The organism is Microvirga sp. HBU67558, assembly GCF_018069605.1.
Classification (GTDB): Bacteria; Pseudomonadota; Alphaproteobacteria; order Rhizobiales; family Beijerinckiaceae; genus Microvirga; species Microvirga terrae.
On the sequence record NZ_JAGPUP010000539.1, the window covers coordinates 1 to 16,376 of the forward strand.

At 58.3% G+C, this 16,376-nt stretch carries 13 protein-coding genes; 5 read left to right on the forward strand and 8 right to left on the reverse strand.

Annotation, left to right across the window (positions count from 1 at the left end):
• The coding region (locus KBI52_RS19960; RefSeq protein ID WP_210810907.1) for a hypothetical protein at nt 1-476 on the forward strand (476 nt) is incomplete at its 5' end.
• A gap of 275 nt (nt 477-751) precedes the next feature.
• On the opposite strand, the gene KBI52_RS33070 is transcribed toward KBI52_RS19960, so the two are convergent.
• Entirely contained in the window at nt 752-7,699 is a 6,948-nt protein-coding gene (locus KBI52_RS33070) for a calcium-binding protein (RefSeq protein WP_247654520.1), read from the reverse strand.
• 20 nt (nt 7,700-7,719) lie between these two features.
• Nucleotides 7,720-8,352 carry a hypothetical protein gene (locus KBI52_RS20000; protein WP_210810911.1) on the reverse strand — a complete coding sequence of 211 codons (633 nt, stop codon included), beginning with the start codon at nt 8,350-8,352 and terminating at the stop codon, nt 7,720-7,722.
• 550 nt (nt 8,353-8,902) lie between these two features.
• Here KBI52_RS20000 and KBI52_RS34220 point away from each other — a divergent pair.
• Together KBI52_RS34220 and KBI52_RS20010 are read left to right on the forward strand one after the other, a co-directional pair.
• Entirely contained in the window at nt 8,903-8,983 is an 81-nt protein-coding gene (locus tag KBI52_RS34220; RefSeq protein ID WP_371823194.1) for a hypothetical protein, read from the forward strand.
• Between the two features lie 80 nt (nt 8,984-9,063).
• A complete protein-coding gene (locus KBI52_RS20010; protein ID WP_210810915.1) occupies nt 9,064-9,393 on the forward strand; it encodes a hypothetical protein in 330 nt (109 codons plus the stop codon).
• Between the two features lie 1,367 nt (nt 9,394-10,760).
• On the opposite strand, the gene KBI52_RS20015 is transcribed toward KBI52_RS20010, so the two are convergent.
• Together KBI52_RS20015 and KBI52_RS20020 are read right to left on the reverse strand one after the other, a co-directional pair.
• Nucleotides 10,761-11,168, reverse strand: coding sequence for a metallopeptidase family protein (locus tag KBI52_RS20015; RefSeq protein WP_173947741.1), 408 nt, complete (start codon nt 11,166-11,168; stop codon nt 10,761-10,763).
• Between the two features lie 3 nt (nt 11,169-11,171).
• Nucleotides 11,172-11,447 carry a hypothetical protein gene (locus tag KBI52_RS20020; protein WP_210810919.1) on the reverse strand — a complete coding sequence of 92 codons (276 nt, stop codon included), beginning with the start codon at nt 11,445-11,447 and terminating at the stop codon, nt 11,172-11,174.
• Between the two features lie 123 nt (nt 11,448-11,570).
• Here KBI52_RS20020 and KBI52_RS20025 point away from each other — a divergent pair, with 123 nt between their 5' ends.
• Nucleotides 11,571-11,876 (forward strand): hypothetical protein, encoded by a 306-nt coding sequence (locus tag KBI52_RS20025; RefSeq protein WP_210810922.1) that lies wholly within the window; start codon nt 11,571-11,573, stop codon nt 11,874-11,876.
• Between the two features lie 76 nt (nt 11,877-11,952).
• Here KBI52_RS20025 and leuC read toward each other — a convergent pair whose 3' ends face one another.
• The 3 genes from leuC to KBI52_RS20040 all read right to left on the reverse strand — a co-directional run bounded on the left by leuC (nt 11,953) and on the right by KBI52_RS20040 (nt 14,910).
• Nucleotides 11,953-13,359 carry a 3-isopropylmalate dehydratase large subunit gene (leuC, locus tag KBI52_RS20030; protein WP_210810926.1) on the reverse strand — a complete coding sequence of 469 codons (1,407 nt, stop codon included), beginning with the start codon at nt 13,357-13,359 and terminating at the stop codon, nt 11,953-11,955.
• A gap of 228 nt (nt 13,360-13,587) precedes the next feature.
• Complete coding sequence (gene rplS / locus KBI52_RS20035) at nt 13,588-13,971, reverse strand: 50S ribosomal protein L19 (protein ID WP_173947745.1); 384 nt, start codon at nt 13,969-13,971, stop codon at nt 13,588-13,590.
• 267 nt (nt 13,972-14,238) lie between these two features.
• The gene (locus KBI52_RS20040) at nt 14,239-14,910 is read right to left on the reverse strand and encodes a helix-turn-helix domain-containing protein (protein ID WP_173947746.1); all 672 of its coding nucleotides are present in this window, start codon (nt 14,908-14,910) and stop codon (nt 14,239-14,241) included.
• 104 nt (nt 14,911-15,014) lie between these two features.
• On the opposite strand from KBI52_RS20040, the gene KBI52_RS20045 reads away from it, so the two are divergent.
• Nucleotides 15,015-15,962: a PLP-dependent cysteine synthase family protein gene (locus KBI52_RS20045; RefSeq protein WP_210810929.1), complete on the forward strand. Its 948-nt coding sequence runs from the start codon at nt 15,015-15,017 to the stop codon at nt 15,960-15,962.
• Between the two features lie 12 nt (nt 15,963-15,974).
• On the opposite strand, the gene KBI52_RS20050 is transcribed toward KBI52_RS20045, so the two are convergent.
• Entirely contained in the window at nt 15,975-16,373 is a 399-nt protein-coding gene (locus KBI52_RS20050) for a VOC family protein (protein WP_173947748.1), read from the reverse strand.
• Nucleotides 16,374-16,376: the final 3 nt, after the last annotated feature.

Below are 16,376 nucleotides of genomic sequence, written 5' to 3' on the forward strand. Positions count from 1 at the left end.
AGGCATCAGCACCCTCTTGGAATCATAGCGGCCTCGGCCACTCAACCCTTTTCGGGACGGGCTCTAAGTCCCGGCTCCCCATAGACGCCTTCGAGGCCCTGAAAAGCGTCAGGTTCGAATACGAGAAGAAGATAACACTCGCTATGGCTCTTGGTCTGCCGTCCGATTTCAAGGGTGCCTTGAAGAGACTAGGTGAGATCCGGAATGCATTCGCCCACAATCTTGATGCGACACTGGCGGAACACAACGTTGGTTTTCTGTTCCGAGTCTTCGATGCTGAAATGAAGAGCATCATGCACCAAAGCTATTCGCGAGCATACAAGAAGATGCCCAACTCTGAGCGGCCGAGGGATATCGGCAAGCTGGAAGCCCGAGACAAATTTTCTCTTTACGTGGTTCAGCTATGGTCTGCTCTCTACTCCATCAACCTGTCCGAAGAAGGGGATGAAGGCCAAGGCTCCGCAACGGGTGTATGAAGATGTATTGGATGAGAACCTCTGAGGCTTGGCCTGACGATACCTGGCTGGGGACGAGCTGGACCTGTTTCGATAAGGGTAAGCCGGATGGGGAGAGTGACAGCCAATGACACACCTACATCGGCAATGTTCATCAGGTCGAGGCTGACAGCGACAGCTGATTTGCTCACACCATAGCCTTATCTAAGCACGCTCGGGGTTTATGACTTGTTAATGGCAGGTATGTGCAGCGGGCAGTTGGGTCCCGCTGCTCATGCTGAAGTGTCCGCCCTACATTAGATTATGAAGCGGAAGTCGTCGGCCTGAAGACTAGCTAGCGTCACGTTCTTTAACGTGAGCGAGTTTTCGGAGTCGGCCTCGATCACGGTATCGCTCCCAGATTGCTTGGCTGACGCCATCACGTCGGAAAAGTCGATGAACGTCGACTTGCTGAAGATGATGAGATCGCTTGTGCCGGAGGCATCGAACCCAAGAACGGTGTCGTGTCCGAACTGCTGGCCGAAGAAGAACCCATCCGTCTTTTCACTGACCTCAAACGCCTCGCTCAGTGACGTGCCCATCGCGATTCGCGCGTCAGGTCCGTAGAGATCGTCAAGGGGGCTTGGCGCATATGCAAGAGAGGCGTCGCCAGCTTTAGTCTGACGGCCATCGCTCCACTTGACAACGCCCGTCCCCGTGATCGCCGAGGCGTCTGGAAGACCTTGCACCTCTTTGGTGAGATCGAGACCGATCGAGGCAATGCCCCAACTCTCCAGCGTACGCAGCTCACCTTGATCCGTCCGGCCGTTCTGGTTGACGTCCTGCCAGATCCGGAACTCACTCCAGCGTGTGTCGCGGCTATCGATTACACCATCTGTGTTGGTGTCGAAGGCGGCCGCAAGGGCTTCCATGTCCGACGTAGTGCCTGGGGCCCAGCTGGTGAAGGCTAACTCCTTGTCCTGATCGATAACGCCATCGGGACCAGAGGCTCCATTCGAGGCGAGATCGATGACAAGGAATCCATCATTGCTGTCAACCCAAGCGGTACGCTCTCGGATGCCGTCATTGCCTTCCCAATCGAAGGTGGCGTTGCTCTTGGACAGTTCAATAAGATCAATGCCGTCTCCAGCCAAGTCAATCACAACAGGAGCTACAATCGTTCCCCATTGACCGGACGCCAGCTGAACGCGTCCGCTGGTCAGCGTTCCGGCAGAATTGTAATTTCGTATTTCGTACCAGAAATAATATTCATCATCGTGATCCCACTTCTCAGTCGTCCTTGTGTTGTTGTCATACGTATAAGTCTGCTCGTACAGCTTGCCTGAGCTGGTGTATTTACGCTCCAGGATCTTCCAATTGACCCCACTCGTGTAGTCGTAGTCCACGACGGTCTTTCTGCCGTTGTCGTAGTTTACGATCTTGTAGGTCTCCCGACCTGCCGCGTCATAGTCCACGCGTTTGTCTGTCCAGGTCACGCCGCTGGTGTAATCCCAGTCGTAGACCCGCTTGGTGCCGTCGTCATAGGTATTGACGCGATAGGTCTGACGGCCGGCCGTATCGTAGTCGATGCGGTAGTTGCTCCAGTTCACGCCACTGGTGTAATCCCACGCCCAAACCTTCCTGGTCCCGTTATCATAGAGGTAAGTTTGGTTGGTTTGGCGGCCAGCCGCGTCATAGTTGACCTGCCAGTGGCTGAGCTCATAGGCCGTATAGTCCCACCCCCAATCAATCTTGGTGCCATTGTCATACAGGTACGTTTGCGACGTTTGGCGCCCAGCGGCATCGAAGATCTGCCACCAATGGCTGAGTTCATAGGCCGTGTAGTCCCAACCCCAATCGATCCGGGTACCATTGTCATAGACATAGCGCTGCCAAGTCGGGCGGCCAGCAGCATCGTAGTTGGTCTGGGCAGTAGTCCAATCGGCAGTGCCGGCGCGATCCCAGGAAGTGTCGCTCAATGAGCCGTCGTCCCATGTGATACGTTGCCAAGTGGGTTGAGCCGCTGCGTTATGGACGGTCTGGACCGTCCACCATGTCTGAGACCCCGTATGGTCCCAAGACGTATCTGTGAATGTCCGATCGTCCCAAGTGATGCGTTGCCAATACAGTCGATTTGCAAAATCGAAGTTGTTCTGAACAGTCCACCAAGTTTGGACGCCAGCATGATCCCACGTTATTTCAACTGAGTTGCTGTCGTCATAAACGGTTCGCTCCCAGTACATCCTTCCTTGCGTGTCAAACCGGCGCTCCCAAGTTGACCATGAGGCTGCTCCATAATCCCAGCCCCACTCAGTCCTTGTACCATCATCATACCGATATTCTTGCCAAACCGGACGTTCTTTCCAAGTTGTGCTTTCACGCCAGTCGTTGATCCGTTTGTAGCTCGTCCAATTAGCTTGACCATAGTCCCAACCCTCCTCGACACTCGTGTCATCGTTCTCGGTCAGCGTCCTCTGGTCATAGTAGTACTTCTGCCAAGTGAGGCTCCCTGAGGCATTCTTATTGATTTGATAGCGTGCCCAAATCTCTGCGTCGCCAGGATCCCAGCCCCTTTCAACGGTCGAGCCATCGTCATTGGCGAGGATCTCTTTCACTTGGCGGCTGAGGCTGTCCTTGTAGATCTCTCGACGGGCCCAGGTCTCGCTGTTTGCAAGATCCCACGCAGTTAGAATACTACGGTTGTCACTGAACTCCTGAAGTTCGCTCGAAAGCCTCATCTCGCCGTTCATAAGCACGGAGTTTCGAGTAATCCGTGATGACCATTCTTGCTGGGTCGGCGCGGCATAGATCCATTCAATGGTTGTGTCTGTGTTTACGTCATCATTGTGGTAATCGCGAAGTAGCCTCTGTCCCTGCTGGTTGTAGGCTTCTTCATAGGACAACCAATTTTTTGAGCTATCGGTATCCCAGACTTGAATAGTCCGTGACCCATCCTTTTTGAAGACGGACTTGCTGATAAGCCGGTCAGCTGAGTCAAAACTATTGACGTAGAAATTCCAGTTGTTGGTGGAGGTGTCGACGATGAATCCTAATCGCGTCTTAGTACCATCAATCCCGATCAACTCCTTTGTCATTTCCCTATCGTCGCGGACAACCGCGTCGAGCTCCGACTGATGGACAGTCATGTCGGCAAACTCGAAAATTTCGACGTTGGCGAAATCAAACCCATCAGGCGCGCCGGACCGAAGATCATCGATGGTGTAGTACTGCGCACCGGTATCCGATGTTAGCTGGCTCCATAGAATTATTTCGTAGTCGGTTCGATTGCCCGACAGCCGAACTGTATCTGTACCATCCTCGCCATCAAGCACATCGACATCGGGGCCGCCAATCAGGAGGTCGTCGCCGCTGCCACCCTTGAGCGTATCGAGGCCTTGTCCGCCATCAAGCGTGTCGTTACCGTCCCCGCCGTTGAGCTCGTCTCCACCGAGACCGCCGGTCAGGTAATCGTCACCAGTTCCGCCGTGGAGGCGGTCCGAACCTTCGCCTCCATCAAGTGTATCGTTACCATCTTCCCCTAGCAGTTCGTCGTCGCCAGTCCCGCCTAAGAGAACGTCGCCACCCGAGTTCGTGCCATCGCCGGAACCGCCCCAGAGAAGATCATTTCCGTCCCCGCCATAAAGGTGGTCGCCGTCTTCATTTCCATGGAGGGTGTCATCGTCTGATCCTCCTTCGAGTATGTCGCTGCCGAGCCCGCCCCTCAGAATGTCGATGCCAGCTCCGGCATTAAGGCTGTCATTGCCGTTTCCTCCCTGCAGGGCGTCGTTACCTTCGCCGCCTAACAGCGTGTCATTACCATCCTCGCCGTCCAAGTCATCGGCGCCAAGCTCGCCATCAAGCTGGTCGTCGTCGGCGCCACCCCTGAGGAAGTCTTCGCCTTGGCCGCCACTTAGTGTGTCCAGTCCAGCGTCACCATATAGTCGATCGTTGTCCTCTGCGCCGAAGAGACTATCATTTCCGTTGCCGCCAATAAGGGTGTCACTGCCGAGACTCCCATGGAGATTGTCCGAACCGTCGCCGCCATCTAGTGAGTCGGATCCATCATCTCCGAGAAGAGTATCAGTGCCTGCACCACCTACCAGAGTGTCTCTGCCATCGCCGCCGTCGATCTGATCGTCTCCGAGACCGCCAAGAAGCGCATCGTTCCCGACACCACCAGTGATAGTGTCATTTCCATCCTCGCCATCGAGGTCATCATCGCCGTCACCGCCGTCGAGGAGATCGACGTCTACGCCGCCTCGCAACGTATCGGCACCAGTGCCACCGACAAGCGTGTCTGCACCATTGCCGCCACTCAGTGCGTCGCTGTCGTCTCCGCCATCGAGGGAGTCATTTCCGAAGCCGCCGTAAAGTCTATCGAAGCCAGCACCACCTAGAAGGGTGTCACTCCCATCCTCGCCGTGGACGACATCAAGACCATATCCGCCGTCGACAAAGTCCGTCCCATACCCAGCAAAAATTTCGTCGTTGCCTTCTTGGCCATACAAACGATTGTTATGTTCGTTGCCGACAATTCTGTTACCGAGAGCATTACCAGTGCCAGCAATTGCCGCTCCTATCAGTGTAAGATGCTCGACGTCGGCAGTAAGAGTCCAGTCCGCGCTTGAGTAGACCGTGTCAGTGCCCTGCCCTTGCGCCTCTCCAACATAATCAGCAGCACTATCGACGTAGTAGACATCATCTCCTGCGCCTCCATAGAGGCTATCGACACCTGCACCACCATCGATGATGTTGCTCAGGTTGTTCCCATGGATTTGATTATTAAGCTCGTTTCCAGCGCCATAGTATGCGTTGCCAGTCAGAACGAGGGTCTCAATATTCGCAATGAGGGCATAGTCAACTGACGAATAGATGGCATCGAGCCCTTCCCCTACGGATTCGCTAATTAGGTCAGGTGACCCATCGTAGTAGTATAGGTCATTACCTATTCCTCCTGCCAAGGTGTCAAAGCCTTGACCGCCATCCAGAACGTCATCTCCTTCCCCGCCATTGAGGATATCATTGCCTTCATCACCCTGCAGAGTATCGTTGCCGTCGCCGCCAGTGAGGATGTCTTCCTCGCTTCCTCCCAACAGCAGGTCATTGCCGGCATCGCCATAAAGTGCGTCTAGTCCGCTGCTCCCGGTCAGTGTGTCCGAGTCGTTGCCGCCCCAAATGCTATCGTTTCCTATGGCTCCCGAAAGGCTGTCATTTCCATCACCGCCATTAAGGTGATCTGCTCCCTTCCCACCAGTAACGGTGTCAGCCCCACTATCACCGAAGACCGTGTCATTGCCGTCACCGCTGGAAAGTACATCGTTGCCGTCACCGCCTCGAAGTGTATCGTTGCCGGCGTCGCCAAACAGCATGTCGCTCGACAGGCCGCCGTCGATTCGATCAGCTCCCGCACCACCTTGAACGACATCTTTGCCCGCATTGGTTTCTATAACATCGTTCCCAGTACCGCCTGTGACATGGTCATGGCCACCTCCTGTCTCAATTGTGTCTGATCCTTCACCCGCCATGAAGATGAGATTTCTTGACGACAATGAAGTCAGCCGGTCCGCATACTGTGTGCCAACGACTGACTCAAAGCCCGAAGAAGTAAGGGTTAGCGAGACACCTGTACTGCCCTCCAAGATCAAAGTGTCATTCCCACCGCCGCCTTGGACGACATCTTGAGCCTCGGCCACTACCGTGTCGTCTCCGGCGCCTCCGCTCATTGTATCGACGCCGCCGCCACCAATTAGTCGGTCATCGCCCGTGCCGCCGATCAGGTTATCGCTTCCGTCTGCACCAGAGAGCAGGACATTGTTGCTGCTGTAACTAGCATCGAACCAGTCTGTTCCTGCGGATCCTAATGCACCGGAATAGTTACCGTGGTCGAGACGAAGCGAGCTGCTACCACCGGCTGTAGAATTGACAAAGAATTCTCGATCTTCGCCGATAAGTTGGTCGATCCTAAAGCCAGTTGCTGTCGCGACGACCCGCCATTCGTTGGAAGCAAGTTTCAGCGTGACATCCGCAAGGTCGCGCTTCGTACCGTCATTTTTTGTATAGCTCGCATACCCGTGGACTTTAGAACCATCGAATAGCGTTGCGCCTGGCTTGGTACGCGTAAGTGAGAAGGATTTGATACCCCACTCAGATAACGTTTTAAGCTCACCGGTATCAGTGATCGTGTCGCCATCGGTATCGCGCCAAATCTTCAGTTGGTTGAATTTTGTGTCCGCGCTACTGATCTTTCCATCGCGGTTGCTATCATACAGAGTCGCTAAAGCCTCAAGGTCGGTGTCCTTTGCCTCGGTCCAGCCTGAGAAAGCAAACTCCCCAGTATGGGTGACTTTTCCGTCATTGTTTAAGTCGACTACAAGGATTCCATCGTCTTTGCCGACCCACGCAGCAGAGCCTGCGTAACCATCGCCATCCACATCAAGGAACATTGGCTTCCCGGAGAGTGGGTGGATTTCGACTCCATCTCCGTCCAAATCGAAAATGACCGGTGGGATATCTTTTCCCGAGGGCATAGGCGGAGCGATATCGAATCCGCTCCAAATGGTGGACTCGGTGCTAAGCCCTCCGAACCAATCCTTGATAGCTCCTTTCACGCTTTCGTCGACGAGCTCGTCGTAACCCCAGGATACGGCCACGCCGACAACGACACCTGCGACGAGTGCAGCCCCACCGATACCTGATAGTCCAACTGCCCATGCGACCGCAGAGCCAGCTCCCCAAGAAAGGGAGAACCCGATGGTCTCGCTTATCGCCGTTGGAACGGCTTCGCCTTCCGTATATGCTGCCGCAGTTTTCGCTGCAATTTCAACGACGCCTAATGTATTGCCGTACCGGCCAAACATATCGCCAAAAGTTTTAGCAGCAGTGTTAAGGCCCTGTACCCCGCTAAGCTCGCCAGCAGTGACCGCTAGGCCTGTAAATCCTACCGCGCCAAGATCCCAGGCATAGCCACTGTACTCGACAAATTCCCCTACATTGCCGAGGAAACTTCCAATGTTAGAATAGTCGGTCTCATCGTAGCTGAAGTCGAAATCAAAGGCCTCTAGACCAGATATACCTATCGTGCCGATACCGAGCGATCCAAGATCGGGATTGGAAGGGTCATGCTCTGAATCTCCACCACCTCCAGTGTCCCCTCCACCAATGGTGTCGCCACCTACATCTCCGCCAATATCATCGTCGCCAGAGCCGCCGCCGATAGTGTCGCCATCAGTCATATCATCCTGTGTCGGATCATAGTCGTTCAGCATATTCGCCCCCAGTATTTGCCTCAACGGAAACGCTCATCTCGCAGCAAAAGAAGCACTTTCTTCGACTGCATCAGGAACACTAAGAAAAGCAAGACGCATACTTGATAAAATGCTGGCAGTACTAAGTATATACCACGCGATCTATAACTTTGTTGCTCGTAGATGCGCACAAGGTCGACATTTTTTACAATGACGATCAGCAGAAATGCGAAGAAGATGCATATAAGACTAGCTACAATATCAGCAGCTATTCCTTTGAAGTAAGAGCTACCCTTCCCCTGCGACAAATAAATATAGTAGTCCAGTGTAAGCTTCTTAACAGTAATCAAACCAAGCACAGCTAAAATCAGAGAAAATGTTAATGAACTCAAGGTTCCGAAATATACATATGCTGCCCTGAATTCACTCATTGACATTACTAGATGATTTACCAAATTCTTTATTGGCAGAGAAAAGAACCCAATCAAGCTCAAACCAGAATTGTATAGGTAGCTTCCGCTGCCATCCATATAGCTTGCGGCGAAATAAGATAAAAGGATAGTTGTAACGTAAGATAATATAATTAAAGGCATTACGAGCCGAAGAGCTCGCTTTACACCTAAAGCTGCTTGCATCTCCGATGGACTTAACTTTATTGTCTCGATATTATTCATTGGATCTACATCCTATAATTTGATGGTTTTGATTGCTTCCGTTCAATTTATATTCCTCAGGCAAATTCATTGCGGTCTAACGATCAGAGGAGTCGATTCTTAGAGGCATCACATCTCGCCACATCGTTGACGCTTTTTCAACACATCTAGGACATTAGTCTTTAGGTTAAATGCTTTGGAGTCGTGCAGGTCGTGTGACTTGGCGGTGCTTGAGTGCATGGCACGCGACTTCATCTTCAACCCGATTTAAAGTGGTATTGAGCGCCCCGTCGACGTCTCCGGGACACATGCCGACAATTCACAAAAGAGCGGCCGTGGCCAAGCACGAGCGGAAAACGGTTCCTGCGTGCGCCAAGGATGACTGCCAAGGCTCGTGGAGGGTAGTTTGCCAGAACCCGAGGCAGGATCCATCTCGTAGCTAGGAAAGGAGCGGATGTCGCTGCTGATGGTCCGATCGAGATGCTTCAAAGCCAGCGGCTGACATCAAAAGCCTATAGTTGCCGATCTCCAGACCAAGGACATCATATCCCTCCGGCAGATTGCGGCCGCCCTGAATGAGAGACACATCAAGACGTCCCGGGGCAAGGACTGGACGCCCACGCAGGTGATGCGGGTAATGGGGCAAGCCTAAGTACTGCGATGAAAGAGCAGATTGGAACTGCTCACTAAACGACGAGGTTGGCTGGAGGGGCTTTGACATAGGAGGTCAGCATGGTTGGCCTTGTCATCTTGAGTTCCGCCTTACTAGCTCTTCTCACCACCCCGGTATTAGCTGGGCCGTGCACCCAGCGGCTGGCTGAACTGGAGAAGGCTATCACTGCACGGCAGGAGGGAGCCGGACCGCCTCTGGCTGATCCAAAGGCCACGGGATCGACGACCGAACCTGGCTCAGGTGCCAATGTCACCGCTCACATGCATGATGCGAACCAGGCCATGCAAATGATCCAGCAGGCGAAGCAGCTTGATCAGCAGGGCAAGGAAGCCGAGTGCATGGATGTGGCACAGAAAGTCGGTGCCATGGCACCGCCCGCGACAAGATAGGCAACGGTGAAATGGATTGGGTCGCTTTGTGATAGCAGGCAAATAGTTGGGAGTCTCACCCATGAAAAAGCCCCGTCCGGATTGATCTGAACGGGGGTCTAAGGGGGTGGAGGTGGTGCAAGATAGGGATGCACAAGGGGAATGCGGGGATCCCTCCACGTCTGGATAACGGCTGCCTCGGGGGATGGTTTCACCTTCGCCAAGCGGCGGAGGAAAGCCGTCTCGAGAGCTCCGGGGTGTTCCCCTACTCCCTGCTGGTGTCCAATAATCTCAATCTCCCTACAACATATCTGACGGTTGATCTGCTGGGCTGTTGAGGGATTGGGTGAGGCTAGGGAGAGGGCAGTACATCCGTGCCCGTCCCTGTCCCTTTGGCCATGCGGCCACAGTCGTGGATCTATCGGCTCCGAGTGACAATGCCATGACGCATTGCGGCGGGTTGGAAGGAGTGCCGTAGTGGTTTCCCTTTGATGCTACGACCCTTGAAAGGCCGCTTGTCCTCACACGACGTCGAGGAGAAGGGCTACCTCGGCCGATGTCGGGTTCTCACACTTACTGCAATCGATCAGGACGGAAACCGTGACTGTATTCCCTATGGAATGTGGCTTCATCGGTCGGATCTGAGCGCAGTCCAAATCCATTCGAGCCTTCGCTTCCTCAAGCTGGTTCACAAGCTCCCGCTCTACATTTCTGGCGTCATGCCAGTGTTTGGTGGTTCGCGTCGCGAACGCCATTTGATCCCTCACCTGCGATTATATGGCTGAGCTTACGTGTGACTCAGTGCGAGCATTTCAATCCTCGCGACCATCGGTGCTAGGTGGTGAGTGGGACCTCGCACCAGCAACACCGCATAGTGTTGTCAGGTGACTAGGCTGGTTTCACTGCGGCAACAGTCTCTTAACCTTTGAAGCTTGCCCACTGTAGCCAGGGGCACTCTTCGCACTATTGAACGAAGTAGCGAGACAGCATCTAAAAGGGCGGTTACACACATTACAAAGCGATGTAACCACTAACTTATTGATTTTATTGCGGTTACAAGGGTTACAGCGGTTACAAGCAAAAAACTCACCGTCAGAGCGAAGCTGACAGCATACGTCTCAGCCGCCTTGGCTCTCACAGAGACTTTGCCATAGTGCCGTAAGCAAAACCCGCAGTTCTGCTGGCCAATAGGCTCAGAACTTTTGGTTCTCTACTCTTAAGTGCTTTTCCATCAACTTTAGTCTCACCGATATATCGCCATATATATATGCGGTAGTTCGCATCGGATCAAGTTTAACACTGCGTTCGCGGATGGATCTCTCAATTAAATACAGACTCAATTAATCTGCTTTCGGCGCAAGTTTTCTGCAGTTTCACACCTGCAAGGCTCACCCAGCGGCCGCTTCGATGGCCTCCATGTCCTCGTCGGAGAGGCCGACATGGTGGCCGATCTCGTGGACCAGCACATGGGTGACGATGTGCCCGAGGCTCTCCTCGTGCTCGGCCCAATAATCGAGGATCGGCCGTCGATACAGCCAGACCATGTTGGGGAACTGGCCGGTCTGCATCTGGCCGCCCCCCTGCGCGAGGCCGATGCCGCGGAAGAGGCCGAGGAGATCGAAGGGCGTCTCGCAACCCATCTCGGTCATCGTCTCGTCGTCGGGGAAATCCTCGACCCGGATCACCACGCCCTCGCAGAGCCGCCGGAACGCCTCCGGCAGGCGCGCATAGGCGTCCTGCGCCAGGGCTTCGAGATCGTCGAGGCTGGGGGCTTGGAGATTGGCCAGGGCCGTCATGGGTCAGAGGATCCTCAGCTGGACCAGGAGCCAGATGGCCAGAACGACGACGCCCACGAGCGACAGGGTGCGGCCGATGCGCCGGCCCCAGAGCTCGACCGGGTCGGTGCCGCCGTCCTCGGCCGTCCCGATAGCGTCCTTGCCGCCGAAATGGTCGCCCGCCCGGCGGCCCATGCGGGCGAGCGCCGACGCGCCGAGGGTGTCCGAATCCCGCTGGACGCGCTCCAGCGCCTCGCGCGCCGCGTCGGCGTCGCGGGCTTCCCGGTCCCGATCGGTCATGAAACCCTCCTCGCAGCCTTTACCGTTGCTTTACCATGGCGACTCAATGGCGACTTCGCAACGGAACGCCTGGCCCGCTTGGCCGTTAACAGGCCCGGAACAACACAAGCTCACGAGGCAACAATGCGTAAAGTGTTTGGTATCCTGGCTGCGGCCGGGCTGGTGGTTCTCGGCGCCGGTGCGGCGTCGGCGCAGGGCGTCGACGTGCGGATCGGCCCGTCGGGCGTGCGCGTGGCGCAGGAGCGGCATTACGGCCACGGCTATCGCGAGCGCGTGGTCGAGCGCCGCGTGGTGCGCCCGGCCCGGACCCGGACCGTGTGCCGCACGGTGATGGAGGAGCGCGTCCGCCCGAGCGGCGTGGTGGTCCGCCGTCCGGTCGAGCGCTGCCGCCAGATCGTGGCCGGCGGCCGCCGGGTCTATGTGGACTAAGCCCACACGCCCTTAGCATGAAAAAGGCCGCGGCTTGCAGGAGCCGCGGCCTTTTTCATGCGTCTGAGGCTGCCAATCAGCCGAAGGTGCGGATGTCCACGAACCGGCCCGCGATCGCCGCCGCCGCCGCCATGGCGGGCGAGACCAGGTGGGTGCGGCCCTTGAAGCCCTGGCGCCCCTCGAAGTTGCGGTTCGACGTGGAGGCGCAGCGCTCGTGGGGCGCGAGCCGGTCGGCGTTCATGGCCAGGCACATGGAGCAGCCGGGCTCGCGCCAGTCGAAGCCGGCCTCCCTGAAGATCCTGTCGAGCCCTTCGGCCTCCGCCTGCATCTTCACGATGCCGGAGCCGGGCACGATCATGGCGCTGACGCTCTCGGCCACGCGCCGGCCCTCGACCACCTTGGCCACTTCGCGCAGATCCTCGATGCGGCCGTTGGTGCAGGAGCCGATGAAGACCCGGTCGAGGGCGATGTCGGTGATCTTCGTTCCCGGCGTCAGGCCCATATATTCGAGCGCCCGCCACTTGGAGCGGCGCTTGTTCTCGTCCTGGATGTCGTCCGGGTTCGGCACCACGCCGGCGATCGACACCACGTCCTCCGGGCTCGTGCCCCAGGTGACGATGGGCGGCAGGTTCGCCGCGTCGAGACGGATCTCGGTGTCGAAGAACGCGCCCTCGTCGGTGCGCAGGGAATCCCAGTACCGCACGGCCGCGTCCCAGGCCTCGCCCTTGGGGGCCTTGGGGCGGTCCTTCAGGTAGGCATAGGTCTTCTCGTCGGGCGCCACCATGCCGGCCCGGGCCCCGCCCTCGATCGACATGTTGCAGATCGTCATGCGGCCTTCCATCGACAGGGACCGGATGGCCTCGCCGGCATATTCGATCACGTGGCCGGTGCCGCCGGCGGTGCCGATCTCGCCGATGATGGCCAGGATGATGTCCTTCGCGGTGACGCCTGCGGGCAGCTGCCCGTCCACGGTCACGCGCATGTTCTTGGCCTTCTTCTGGATCAGCGTCTGGGTGGCGAGCACGTGCTCGACCTCCGAGGTGCCGATGCCGTGGGCGAGCGACCCGAAGGCCCCGTGGGTGGAGGTGTGGCTGTCGCCGCACACGATGGTCATGCCGGGCAGGGTGAAGCCCTGTTCCGGGCCCACCACGTGGACGATGCCCTGACGGGTGTCGAGCTCGTTGTAGTACTCGACGCCGAAATCCTTGGCGTTCTGGGCCAGCGCCGCCACCTGGGTGGCGGCTTCGGGATCCTCGATGCCGTGCGAGCGGTCGGAGGTCGGCACGTTGTGATCGACCACCGCCAGGGTCTTCTGCGGCTGGCGCACCGCGCGGCCGGTCATGCGCAGACCCTCGAAGGCCTGCGGGCTCGTCACTTCATGGACCAGGTGGCGGTCGATGTAGAGAAGGCACGTTCCGTCATCCTGCTGATCGACGACGTGGTCGTCCCAGATCTTGTCGTAGAGGGTGCGGGCTTTGGCCATGGTTCTCTTCCAGCGGTCGAAAAATAACGGTTCGGCGTGTTTAGCGGGCCGGCGCCCGGACGGGAAGATGTCCTGAGCGCACACCGCCTTGAAACGATCGCATAGCAGACGGCATTCATGACGCAATTATATTTTTGTCGTGTTGGCCTGCCGCCAAGCCTGGATCGTCAGCAAAAAGGCGCGGGTTGAGCCGCGCCTTTGCAAATTCCGAAGAGGGAGGCGAGAGCCTTACTCGGCCGCAGCCGGGGTCTCGGTCTTCTTCTCGACGCGCTCGGCGATACGGGCCGACTTGCCGCGACGGTCGCGCAGGTAGTACAGCTTGGCGCGACGGACGGCGCCGCGGCGCACGACCTTGATGGACTCGACCAGCGGCGAGTAGAGCGGGAACACGCGCTCGACACCTTCGCCGTAGGAGATCTTGCGGACCGTGAAGCTCTCGTGGAGGCCGCCGCCGGAGCGGGCGATGCAGACGCCCTCATAGGCCTGCACGCGGGTGCGCTCGCCTTCCTTCACCTTCACGTTGACGATCACCGTGTCGCCGGGCTGGAAGTCCGGAATAGTCTTGGCGAGCTTGGCGATCTGCTCCTGCTCGAGCTGCTGAATGAGGTTCATCGTAATACTCCTGCCGTTGCGTGGCCCTGAGCGATCTCAAAACCCGCGGGATTTCGGCGTCCTGTTTTAAGTTGAGGCCGCGCCTATACAGGAGTTTCGCGGGATTGTCGAGCCTCTCGCATCGGCGGCCGGGGCTCCCGTTCCACTCTCCCCGACATCACGGGCTCGTCCCGGTGATCCTGATCCGAGAAGCGCCGCGATGTTCCGATCGAGATGGCCGGGACAAGCCCGGCCATGACGTGATGGAAAAGCACGCGCACCAAGGGCTCAAACCGATGGAGCAGGCGCGACCCCGGCGAACAGATATCGCTCGAACCAGTTGGGAAACGTCCGCACCAGAGCCTTCGGCCCTTCCACCTGGAACCCCATTCTCTGCGCCTCGGCGAATGTCGCGTCACCCCGCCACCAGGCGATCAGCGCCGGCAGGCGGGCTCGGACGCAGAGAGGCTCCGGAAAGCCCGGATTCTGGGTGCAGAACGAGACCTCGGCCTCCTTCAGGAGCAGGAAGCGCGGCTGGCGCTGCCCCTCGATCTCGAAGCGGACGACGAGGGGCTCGGGCGGGAGAGCATGGATGCGGACCCGCCGCTGCATGTCGACGAGGAGCGGTTCGAGGTCGAGATCCTCGTCCTCGGCCCGCCGCGGCAGCCAGCGCTGGCCCCAGGTGCCGAGCGCGCCGACGATCCCCATCAGCTCGCGGCCCGAATCGGTGAGCGCATATTCCGGTCCGTGCTCGCCCTCGACGCGCGAGACCGCTCCGACATGCACCAGATCCTGCAGGCGCTCGGACAGCATGGTGCGGGAAATACGCGGGATGCCCCGGCGGATGTCGTTGAAGCGCCGGCTGCCGCACAGGAGTTCGCGCACCACGAGAAGGGTCCAGCGCCCGCCGATGGCCTCATGGGCTCGCGCCACGGAACAGAATTGACCGTAATCTGCCATGGGTGAAGCGCTACCATGCCCGGGCACGCGGCAGAAGTCCGGATTCCGGACCTGACACAATGCCCAGCCTGACCTATCGAGGCGGGAGTTTCCCGGATGATCCCATGACCGCACCACCCCGCACCATCCTCGACCGCATCGGCAACACGTCCTTGATCGCCCTGCGGCATGTCAGGCCCGCCCGCGGCGCCCGCATCCTCCTGAAGCTGGAAAACGAGAACCCCACGGGCAGCATGAAGGACCGGATGGCGCTCGCCATGATTGAGGCGGCGGAAGCCGACGGGCGCCTGAAGCCGGGCGGCCCGGTGGTCGAATATACCGGGGGCAGCACGGGCGTCTCGCTGTCGCTGGTCTGCGCCGTGAAGGGCTACCCGCTCGACATCGTGACGTCCGATGCGTTCAGCAGGGAGAAGCTCGATCACATGCGGCTTCTCGGGGCGGCCCTGCACATTGTCGAAAGCGATGGCGGGCGCATGACCGAGGCGCTGACGAAGGCCATGATCGCCCAGGCCGGAATCATCGCGCAGGCGAAGGGCTCGTTCTGGACCGACCAGATGAAGAACCGGGACCAGATTGCCGCCTATCACCGGATGGCCGACGAGATCTGGCGGCAGACGGACGGCCGGATCGACGGCTTCGTCCAGAGCGTCGGAACGGCCGCGTCCCTGCGCGGCATCGCGGAACGCCTTCGGCACCATTCCGATGCTCTGACCATCGTGGCAGTGGAGCCGGCGGAATCGCCCGTCCTGTCGGGCGGCCCGTCCGGGGCGCACAGGATTGACGGGATCGGCGCCGGCTACGTGGTGCCGCTCTGGCAGGACGGCATTGCCGACGAGATCGACCGCGTCTCGACCGAGGAGGCCACCGCCATGGCGTTCCGGCTCGCCCGCGAGGAGGGCCTGTTCGCCGGAACGTCCACGGGCGCCAACGTCATCGCGGCCCTGCGCCTCGCCGAACGGCTGGGCCCCGACGCCACGGTGGTCACCGTGATGTGCGACACCGGGATGAAGTATCTGAAGACCTTTGGGGCGGCGCTTGCGGCGGATGCCTGACGCGCGCGGCGATCACACGCGCTCCAGGAACTCCACGATGATGCCATCGGGGTCTTTGCAGAACGCCACCTTGCGGATCAGTTCCGCATTCGCCGCCTTGCGCGGCGCGACGGTGAACGCCACGCCGGCCGCGCGGAGCGTCTCGTAGACCGCCTCGACGTCCTCGACCCGGAACGTGATGTGGCGGATGCCGGCCTCCGTGACGGGCACCTCGCGCGCCGGCGTCTCGATCGATGCGGCCGGCTCGACGATCTCGAGCATGACGCCGCCGGTCTCGAGAAACGCGATGCGTCCGCCCTCCCCGGTGCGCTTGATAAGAATCTCCTTCAGGCCGAGCAGCCCGCTATAGAACGCGATGGTCCTGTCGAGATCGCTGCTCGTCATCCCGACATGCTCGAAACCCTGCACCACGCC